At 42.8% G+C, this 10257-nt stretch carries 8 protein-coding genes and 1 tRNA gene; 5 read left to right on the plus strand and 4 right to left on the minus strand.

Annotated features, from left to right (window positions below; translation table 11 throughout):
- Position 1 precedes the first annotated feature (1 nt).
- Together V7K67_RS14780 and V7K67_RS14785 are read left to right on the plus strand one after the other, a co-directional pair.
- A complete protein-coding gene (locus tag V7K67_RS14780; protein WP_335167136.1) occupies positions 2-2101 on the plus strand; it encodes a WD40 repeat domain-containing protein in 2100 nt (699 codons plus the stop codon).
- A gap of 188 nt (positions 2102-2289) precedes the next feature.
- Positions 2290-3543, plus strand: coding sequence for an ATP-binding protein (locus V7K67_RS14785; RefSeq protein WP_335167138.1), 1254 nt, complete (start codon positions 2290-2292; stop codon positions 3541-3543).
- Between the two features lie 37 nt (positions 3544-3580).
- Here V7K67_RS14785 and V7K67_RS14790 read toward each other — a convergent pair.
- The 3 genes from V7K67_RS14790 to hisF all read right to left on the minus strand — a co-directional run bounded on the left by V7K67_RS14790 (position 3581) and on the right by hisF (position 4815).
- Positions 3581-3653 (minus strand) — tRNA-Ala (locus V7K67_RS14790).
- 97 nt (positions 3654-3750) lie between these two features.
- On the minus strand, positions 3751-3942 hold the full coding sequence (locus V7K67_RS14795; RefSeq protein WP_298905777.1) for a hypothetical protein: 192 nt from the start codon (positions 3940-3942) through the stop codon (positions 3751-3753).
- A 99-nt stretch (positions 3943-4041) separates the two neighbouring features.
- Positions 4042-4815: an imidazole glycerol phosphate synthase subunit HisF gene (gene hisF, locus V7K67_RS14800; protein ID WP_334710587.1), complete on the minus strand. Its 774-nt coding sequence runs from the start codon at positions 4813-4815 to the stop codon at positions 4042-4044.
- A 259-nt stretch (positions 4816-5074) separates the two neighbouring features.
- Here hisF and ruvB point away from each other — a divergent pair, with 259 nt between their 5' ends.
- The 3 genes from ruvB (at position 5075) to V7K67_RS14815 (ending at position 8462) form a co-directional block, all read left to right on the plus strand.
- On the plus strand, positions 5075-6175 hold the full coding sequence (ruvB, locus tag V7K67_RS14805) for a Holliday junction branch migration DNA helicase RuvB (RefSeq protein ID WP_334729403.1): 1101 nt from the start codon (positions 5075-5077) through the stop codon (positions 6173-6175).
- A gap of 123 nt (positions 6176-6298) precedes the next feature.
- Positions 6299-7102, plus strand: coding sequence for a tetratricopeptide repeat protein (locus V7K67_RS14810; RefSeq protein WP_334729404.1), 804 nt, complete (start codon positions 6299-6301; stop codon positions 7100-7102).
- 88 nt (positions 7103-7190) lie between these two features.
- Positions 7191-8462, plus strand: a complete 1272-nt coding sequence (locus tag V7K67_RS14815) for a glycosyltransferase (protein WP_334729405.1) — start codon at positions 7191-7193, stop codon at positions 8460-8462.
- A gap of 539 nt (positions 8463-9001) precedes the next feature.
- Here V7K67_RS14815 and V7K67_RS14820 read toward each other — a convergent pair.
- Complete coding sequence (locus tag V7K67_RS14820) at positions 9002-10054, minus strand: methyltransferase domain-containing protein (protein ID WP_335167142.1); 1053 nt, start codon at positions 10052-10054, stop codon at positions 9002-9004.
- Positions 10055-10257: the final 203 nt, after the last annotated feature.

Consider the following 10257-nt stretch of genomic DNA (forward strand, 5'->3'; position numbering starts at 1 on the left):
GATGGGAGAATTTGCTAGCAATTTAGCGGTACAAAGTCCCGCTTTTCAACGTGCTTACTTGGGCAGTTTAGCGCCAAACTTGGTGAAGTCGGGAAATTTGGAGAAGTATTACCAAACCCTCACTGATTTTGATTTTTTGGTGGCAAAGATTAACCATCCTGAGTTTGGGGTACAGCCGCTAATTGAAGATTATGATTTGAGCAAATATACACAGACATTAAATTACTCGAAATACAACTCTGAGAAAGTCAAAAGTCTCCAATTGATTCAAGGGGCATTAAGACTATCAGCGCATGTTTTAGCAGTGGATAAGCGGCAAATAGCGAGTCAATTGCACGGACGGTTACTACATCAGAAAATGCCAGAGGAGATTCAGGGATTATTAGCAAAAATAAAGCAAAGCACAGCTACTCCTTGGCTGTGCCCCTTGACTCTAAGCTTAACGCCACCAGGGGGACGCTTACTTCGCACCCTCACAGGTCATAATAGTTGGGTTAATGCCGTCGCCGTCACTCCCAATGGGCAGCAAGTTATTTCCGCATCTTCTGACAACACCCTTAAAGTCTGGAATCTGGAGACTGGGGGAGAACTATTCACCTTCACTGGTCATAGTGACTCAGTAGAAGCCGTTGCCATCACCCCTAATGGACAACAGATGATTTCTGCTTCTTCTGACAAAACCCTCAAAGTTTGGAATCTGGCAACTGGGGAAGAACTATTCACTTTCACTGGTCATAGTGACTCAGTAGAAGCCGTTGCCATCACCCCTAATGGACAACAGATGATTTCTGCTTCTTCTGACAAAACCCTCAAAGTTTGGAATCTGGCAACTGGGGAAGAACTATTCACCTTCACTGGTCATAGTGACTCGGTAAATGCCGTTGCCGTCATCGCAAATGGGCAACAGGTGATTTCCACTTCCTCTGATAACACCCTCAAAGTCTGGAATTTGGGAAATGGAATGGAAGAATTTACCCTGAATGGTCATAATAACTGGGTAAATGCCGTGGCCATCACCCCCAATCAGCAGCAGGTAATTTCCGCATCTCGTGACACAACCCTCAAAGTCTGGAATTTGGGAAACGGAGTGGAAGAATTTACCCTGAATGGTCATAGTAATTGGGTAAATGCCGTCGCTGTCACCCCAAATGGGCAACAGGTGATTTCTACTTCTTCTGACAACACCCTCAAAATCTGGAATTTGGGAAACGGAATGGAAGAATTTACCCTGAATGGTCATAATAACTGGGTAAATGCCATCACCGTCACCCCAAATGGGCAGCAGGTAATTTCTGCTTCCTCTGATAACACCTTCAAAGTCTGGAATCTGGCAACTGGGGAGGAATTATTCACCCTCGCCGGTCATAATAACCCGGTAAATGCTGTCGCCGTTACTCCCAATGGACGGCAGGTGATTTCTGCTTCCCGTGACACAACCATTAAAGTCTGGAATTTGGCAACTAAGGAAGAAGAATTCACTCTCACTGGTCATAATAATTGGGTAAATGCCCTCGTCGTCACTCCCAATGGGCAGCAAGTTATTTCTGCTTCCTCTGACAACACTCTGAAAGTCTGGAATCTGGCAACTGGGGAGGAAATATTTACTCTGAAGGGTCATACTAACTGGGTAAATGCCGTAGCTATCACCCCCGATGGGCAACAGGTGATTTCTGCTTCCTCAGACAACACCCTGAAAGTTTGGAGTCTGGAAACCGGGGAAGAACTATTCACCCTCACTGGTCATAATCACTGGATAAATGCTGTTACTGTAACCCAGAAGAAGCAGCTGATTTCTGCTTCTTCTGACAAAACTCTCAAAGTTTGGAATCTGACAACTGGGGAGGAACTATTCACCTTCAATGGTCATAATCACTGGATAAATGCCGTTACTGTCACCCCTGATGGGCAACAGGTGATTTCTACTTCCCGTGACACAACCCTCAAAGTTTGGAATCTGACAACAGCAGAGGTCATTGTTAGTTTCACTGCCGATAGTCCCATTCGTTGCTGTGCAGTTGCACCAGACGGCGAGACAATTGTAGCGGGAGATGCTTTAGGAAGGGTGCATTTTTTGCGTCTTGAGGAGATGAAAGGGGGATAAGGGGGAAAGTAATTTTATCTGCCAAAAATTTTAGGGAAGGTTTTAACACTAGTGAACTTTTGTATAAGCTGATATCCTGGGGCTGTTGATTGTTGATAGAATTTGACAATTTCCTCGTTAAAATCTACTAACCAGACTTCAATAGCTACCTCTACTGTTGTCTTATCTTTTCATGATTCTCCAAAATTATGAATTCACCACCCAAACCACCCACTGCAATCAATTCCAGAGGACATCCAACAAAGTTTCAACAAATCATTCAAGAAAAAAGCCAAAATTTTGTCGGTCGTGAATTTGTCTTCACGGCTGTTAACAACTTTCTCCACCGCCATAACCAAGGTTACTTCAGCATCATTGGCGCACCTGGTAGCGGTAAAAGTGCCATCCTCGCCAAATATGTGACAAACAATCCTCAAGTTATTTATTACAATGCTGAACTTGAGGGTAAAAATCGTGCTGACGAATTTCTCAGAAATATCTGCACGCAACTCATTAATCAATACTCACTTAATTACACCTTCCTCCCTAATAACGCCACAGAGGGAAGTTGGTTTTTCTCTAGCCTTCTCCAGCAAATCAGCGATGAGTTAGAACCTCATCAACAACTCATCATTGCCATTGATGGGTTGAATTGCATTGACCGCAACAGCCAACCACCTGCTACAAATCTGTTTTATCTCCCTCGCTATCTCCCTGATAGGGTCTATTTTCTCCTGACTCGTAGACCTTTCTTGCGGGAGAAGTCAGGTTTATTAATTGAAACGCCGTCGCAAAGTCTTGATTTAGCTGATTATCCAGAAGAAAATCGGCAAGATATCCAAGTATATATTCAAAATCACCTAACTCCCCTTCTCTACGAAGGAAGGGAGGGACAAGATTACTCCCCTCCCATACTGGGGGAGAGGGCAAATCTTAAATCTTGGCTGAGTAATCATCAGATTAATGAGCAAGAATTCTGCGTAGATGCAAAGCAGCTTGCCCTTGAACATCGCCTCACCACTTTGAGCGAAAATAATTTTATGTATCTCAGTCAGATAATAAGTGCGATACCTCCGGTAAGCTGCGCGAACGCTAACGCAGAAAATTTCTACCCGAAATCTTTCCAGTACAATCAACCCCCGCCTGCTTTAGAAGCATATTATCAGCAGCATTTACACAAAATGATTCCACTCGCACAAGAGACGAAACATAGCACAGATGTGTTAAATGTTTTAATAAAGCAGCAAAAAGTAATATCAGTGGAGGCGTTGGCGCAGACTGCCGCAGGCATCGCACAAATCATTGATACTGATGAGTATGAAGTTGAGGAAGTGCTAGAAAATTGGCTAGAGTTCTTACAGAAACAACAAATCGCTCTTAAAACGCATTACAGTCTTTATCATTCCAACTTTCGAGACTGGTTAGGTAGACAGCAAATAAAACCCTCTAAAAAAATTCCCTAACCCTCTCAATTAACTTAGAGGATTAGGGTGTGAAGAATGGAGCTAAGCGGATTCGAACCGCTGACCCCCTCAATGCCATTGAGGTGCGCTACCAACTGCGCTATAACCCCTTAAAATCCATTATACATAATGTCCTAATTATTAGTACTTTGTCAAGCTTTTTGTAGAAACTAAATTTTAAATATCTTCTCTAGCACTCAGCATTGTCTACGACACTCTCAATAAGTAGGTCATGCAGTGCCCCATCAAAAAGTAAACTACTAACATGGCAGCAGCAGCCAGAGCAACTAATGTACCAGCCAACATTAAAGAAAATTCTTTACTCTCGTAGGCTCTTTCCATTAAGTGCAGCGACCATGCTACCAGGGCTACATCAAAAAGTAAAATAGGAAGCAACATATTTCTTAATATTTGTTAATACTTGTAAAATAATATTAACACCCTTTTTGGGAAGTGTGTCTAACCTCAGATGGATGTCATTAAATGAAAAATGTTGGATCAAGAGAATGTTCTGACCGGCACATTGCGATCGCACAAGTAACTTTTAATTTCTGCTACGCTTAATTGTCCGTAATGTAACAGAGATGCGAGTAATGCTGCTTCAGCTTTGCCTTCAGTTAGGGCAGTGTAGATATGTTCACAATTACCTGCACCGCCAGAAGCAATGACTGGAATTTCTACAGCATCAGCGATTGCCCGTGTAATCTCGATGTCATACCCGGCTTGGGTTCCATCAGCATCCATACTTGTGATTAGCAGTTCTCCGGCCCCCCGTTTTTCAACTTCCTGTGCCCAAAGTAGGGCATCTAAGCCTGTATTTTCCCTGCCACCCCGCACATACACATCCCAACCTGGATTTTCCGGGTTATTTCTGCGTCTGGCATCAATAGCAACAACTATGCACTGATTACCAAAGCGATCGCTGGCCCGATTAATCAAGTCTGGTTCCCGTACTGCCGCAGAATTAATACTAACCTTATCTGCGCCGGCTCGTAACAAAGCTTTAACATTTTCTAAGGATTGAATGCCACCACCCACAGTCAATGGAATAAAGACCTGTTCAGCAGTTCGGTAGACCACATCTAAAATAGTAGCTCGATCTTCATGAGTAGCTGTAATATCCAGAAATACTAACTCATCAGCACCGGCTTCGTTGTAAACCTTGGCCAGTTCTACCGGATCGCCTGCATCTTGGAGATTAACAAAGTTAACTCCTTTTACAACCCGTCCCGCCTTCACATCTAAGCACGGTAAGATTCTTTTAGATAACATAATAACTTTTGTACTTCTGGGTAATTGACCGGAATTTAAATTTTAAATTGGCGCGGGTATTCTCTAACGAAAATTTTCATGGGCATTGGGCATTGGGCATTGGGCATGGGGCATTGGGCATTGGGCATGGGTTATTTTCCTTCCTCATCTCCCTCATCTCCCTCATCTCCCTCATCTCCCTCATCCCCAATCCCCAGTCCCCCATCTCCCTCATCCCCAATCCCCACTCCCTAGTCCCTTAAAAATAGATAGCTGAATTATGGCGATAATCTCCTCGAAAAAACAACCTCCAGAACCCAATGGAGAACCAAAGCAGCGTCGAGAGTCTGTGAAAGCACCATCCACAGAAAATATTTTGAAGCCGGAAGCTGCTATTGATGAGCAAGAACAGCAAGAAGAAGGTATTCGACCACACCGATTTGCTGATTACATTGGGCAAAAAGATTTAAAGGATGTGCTAGATATTGCCATCAAAGCAGCCAAATCTCGTGGTGAGGTGTTGGATCACCTACTGTTATATGGGCCGCCAGGATTGGGAAAAACCACAATGGCAATGATTTTAGCATCGGAAATGGGGGTAAATTACAAAATTACTAGTGCGCCAGCCCTAGAACGTCCACGAGATATTGTTGGGCTACTGGTGAACCTGAAGCCAGGGGATATCTTATTTGTGGATGAAATTCATCGCCTCTCGCGGATGACGGAGGAAATTCTCTATCCAGCAATGGAAGATTATCGCTTAGATATTACCATTGGTAAGGGTTCTAGCGCTCGCATTAGAAGTTTGCCGCTGTCAAAGTTTACCCTAGTAGGAGCCACAACGCGTGTGGGTGCTTTAACTTCACCACTGCGCGATCGCTTCGGTTTAATTCAAAAACTCCGATTTTACGAAGTTGACGAACTGACTAAAATTGTACTGCGAACCGCTCAGTTACTCAAAACCCCTATTACAGAAGATGGTGCCACAGAAATTGCCCGACGTTCACGCGGAACACCACGGATTGCTAATCGATTACTAAAACGGGTGCGTGATTATGCGGAAGTAAAATTGTCTGGAGAAATTAATGAAACCATCGCATCCGAAGCGTTGCAACTATTCCAAGTAGATCCTTGCGGTTTAGATTGGACAGATCGCCAGATGTTGAGTGTGATAATTGAACAATTTAATGGTGGGCCAGTGGGGTTAGAAACAATGGCAGCAGCGACGGGTGAAGATACTCAAACAATTGAAGAGGTATATGAACCTTACCTCATGCAAATTGGGTATTTAACTCGGACTCATCGGGGAAGGATGGCGACAAAGGCTGCATACAAGCATTTAGGATTCACGCCGCCTAATGAACAGTTGTCATTATTGTAATTATGGGCATGGGGCATTGGGCATTGGGCATTGATACTCGTAAATGAGTCTTTGAACACCATTCCTCTGCTCAATGACAAATGACAAATGACAAATGACAAATGACAAATTAGGTAAACCTAGATGATTAAGTTGATTAGTATTTTTCTCAGTGTGTTAATTGTGTTTGGCTGGGGTACTCCAGTCATGGCAGAATCTCAAGCGCCCATTACTCAAGAACAGTTAAAGCAAGGCGATGAGTGGGCTAATCAAGCTTTTGCAGCGACGAATCAAGGTGATTTTGCGACGGCTGAAACTTACTGGACAAAGATTATTGAGAAATTTCCGACAAATGCGGGGGCGTGGAGTAACCGGGGAAATTCGCGAGTGAGTCAGAACAAATTGCAAGAAGCGCTGGCAGATTATAACAAAGCCATCGAACTAGCGCCGAATGTTACCGATCCTTATTTGAATCGAGGGGCGGCGCTGGAAGGATTAGGAAAATGGGACGATGCGATCGCAGATTATAATCATGTCTTAGAACTCGATCCTAACGATGCAATGGCGTATAACAATCGCGGTAATGCCAAAACAGGTTTAGGAAAATGGTCAGATGCGATCGCAGACTACAAAAAATCTAATGAGATAGCCCCAAATTTTGCCTTCGCCCGTGCTAACTACGCCCTTGCTCTTTATGAAACTGGTCAAAAAGAGCAAGCAATCCGGGAGATGCGAAATATCGCCCGTAAATACTCCAAATTTGCTGATGTGCGTGCCGCCCTCACAGCTGCATATTGGGTAAATGGAGAACAAGGTGAAGCCGAAAGTAACTGGGTAGCAGCTTATGGACTGGATAGCCGCTATAAAGATATCGACTGGGTAAAAAATATCCGTCGTTGGCCTCCAAGTATGGTAGTGGCTTTAGATAAATTTTTGAAAATCAAGTAGGCACTTCTAACTCAATAAAAATTTCTTTTCTTTGCCTCTCTACCTATTTTCTGGTATACATCATTGTAAATAAGCAGAAGCAAGAACTATGACTCATTTTGGACTGATTTGCCCAGCATCAACTGGTCATCTCAACACTATGCTTCCCTTGGGAAAAGAACTGCAAAATCGGGGTCATCAAGTTACTCTATTCGCTTTTTCCGATGCTCAACCGCAGACACTAGCCGCAGGATTAGAATTTCGGGCGATTGGCGAATCTCAGTTTCCTTCTGGGGTAACGTCAGAATCCTTGGCTAAGTTGGGGAAGCTGAGTGGACTTGCTGCATTGAAATATACCGTCAATCTGCTTAAAGAAGGGGCAGATGTTATGCTCAGGGATGCACCACCAGCAATTAAAGAAGCGGGTGTGGAGGCACTATTAGTAGACCAAGTTACGCCAGAGGGGGGAAGCGTTGCAGAATTTTTAGGGCTTCCCTTTATTACAGTTTGCAGTGCTGTAGTACTTAATCGAGAAGAGAGTGTTCCCCCGTTTATCACAAACTGGGGCTATAACCGAGTTTGGTGGGCACAACTGCGTAACATAGTGGGTTATAAGTTGTTGGATCGCATCGGCAAACCAATTAGAGAGGTAATAGCTGACTATCGCCGAGAGTGGAAGTTACCCCCACAGTTTACTGCCGACGAAAATTATTCTCCACTAGCTCAAATTAGTCAACAGCCTGCACAATTGGAATTTCCCAGGCAAAATTTACCTCAGTGCTTCCATTTCACTGGCCCTTATCATAGTCCAACTGGTCGGGAAGTTCCTGATTTTCCTGATGAAAAATTAACCGGACAACCCTTAATTTACGCTTCAATGGGGACAGTCCAAAATCGCCTATTGGGAGTTTTCAAATCTATTGCCGAAGCTTGTAATGATTTGGATGCCCAACTAGTGATTTCGTTAGGTGGTTCTGCAACTCCAGAGGCTTTGGGTAGTTTGCCTGGAAATCCCTTGGTTGTTGGTTATGCACCCCAATTGGAATTGCTGCAAAAAGCGACTCTCACCATTACCCACGCAGGTATGAATACTACTTTGGAGTCCTTGAATAATGGGGTACCAATGGTTGCCATTCCCGTTGCTAACGATCAACCAGGAATAGCAGCACGTGTAGCTTGGGCTGGTGCTGGTGAGGCTATACCCCTGAGTCGTGTGAATGTTCCTAAACTCCGAACTGCTATCCAAAAGGTGTTGACGGAAGATTCTTATAAACAGAATGCAGTCAGGTTACAAGAGGCGATTCAGAAAGCTGGGGGTGTGAGTCGAGCCATTGATATTGTGGAACAGGTTGTTGCTACAGAGAAGCCTGTTTTAGCTTAGAAAATCCCTTTCTCTTTCTCGGCTAATTGGAGAACAAGCGATCGCGCTTCTTGTGCCTGTGTTGGATTTAATACTTCAGGAATCAGGACATAACCTTTTCCTCCAATAATTTCATCTACTAATAGAAGAAAAGCGGCAACAAGAAAGAAAACAGACTAAAGGGATGTCTCTCTAGGTGATGACGCAACTCTTAATGGGACTTAGACAAAAAACACCAAGAAAAAAGCCTCAAACCTATATACAGACAGACTTTGACATCGCTTTGCTTGGTTTATTGATATATCTGGGTTTGAGCCATTTTTGAGCATTTGGTGTATTTCCCTTACCCTGCATGGGTTTGAGGCTTGTTTATCCCTCAAAAATGTTTAAGTCCCGTTAACCGCTTCGCTCAAATAGTCGGTGTCTGCCACTGCCACAAATCCACTCGTAAAGCTAACCAATTTGTTGCAGGCAGCGGCAGACACTTCGCTGCGCCGCCTATTTGTTAAGATTTGCTTGGATTCTGGTATTAGTGGTAATCTCAGAAAAAATTTTAAGGATTACTTCATTGCAACTATACAAGTTGTCACCGGATAATCTGGATGAAAATTATCAAGTTCGTCAGTCGATAACTCTTTTGCTGAAATTCCCATAAAACTGGCTACAACTGTCAGAGGATTCCCGTAAACATATAACTTTTGGTAGCAGAAATTTTGAAATAACTGTTGCATACCATCTGGAAGTGGTCGCCAATAATCCCCTGGAAAGTCATGTAATCTTTGCGCGCTAGGTACCATACAAAAACACTTGCCTCCCACTTTCAGCCAAATGTAAATATTTTCAACAACCACCCAAGGATTATGACAATGTTCTAAAACATTAAAGATTACTACTGTATCTAGAGAGTCTGGTTTAAACATCGCTCGATCATGTACATCTCCAACCTGCGTAACGCCAGGATTTGCTGCTATATCGAGGGTATGATATTCAGTTGCCTTAGAAAACTGATAAAATTCTCGATTTTGTAAGACTCCGCCTACTTCCAATACAGTTCCTGCAACTTGGGGTCGAATCTCACTAATAAATTTATCCAAATAATATCGATCAATAGGAATACCCCTGGTAAACCCGAACAAATTACATAAGGGAAATCTTCGTCTTAAATCCCCCCAATCTATAGTATTTATCGCTGGCGAGAGCAAACCTAGTGTCTCTAGATATTCTGATGATTGTCTAAAAGTTTCAAAACTGTTAATTTCAGGTTCATGTGCAGAAAAATTTTCCGGGTTAAATAGGCAAGTAATTACCTGAAAATTTTCTTTACTAATAGCCGTTAAATCGATAGTATACTCTGGATTAAGTAGACTCATTAATCCTTTTTTAAGAACTTTCAATGATTTATTGGCTAACATAACTACTAAATCATCAGAATCACTGCGAGCTTTTGTACACTGCCTCAGTTGTTTCTCTGAAATGTTTGTAGAATTGGTTTCCTCGAATTTCTGGTAAGCTTCCTCCAATGATTGTTCATGGATAAAAATTTCTAGGATAGTCAACCAATATTTGTTGTCTATAGTCAGTGTTTTATTCTGTTTAAAGTCAACTAATGCCAAGACTTGAGAATCTTTGAATGTCAAAAATGCACTAGCAACATAAGATTTTTTCATCGTGAGTTATCCCGCAATTGGTAGTCTATGGTATTGTAATTTAAGTAGGTAGGCAAAAAAAACCAAACTATGTAAAGATAAATAAACACGGAGAATGCATCTACCGAGGTAAGTTAAAGTATGGGCGCTCGTCTAAGAGTATTTTTGAC

This window comes from Nostoc sp. (genome assembly GCF_036917155.1).
Lineage (GTDB): Bacteria > Cyanobacteriota > Cyanobacteriia > Cyanobacteriales > Nostocaceae > Nostoc.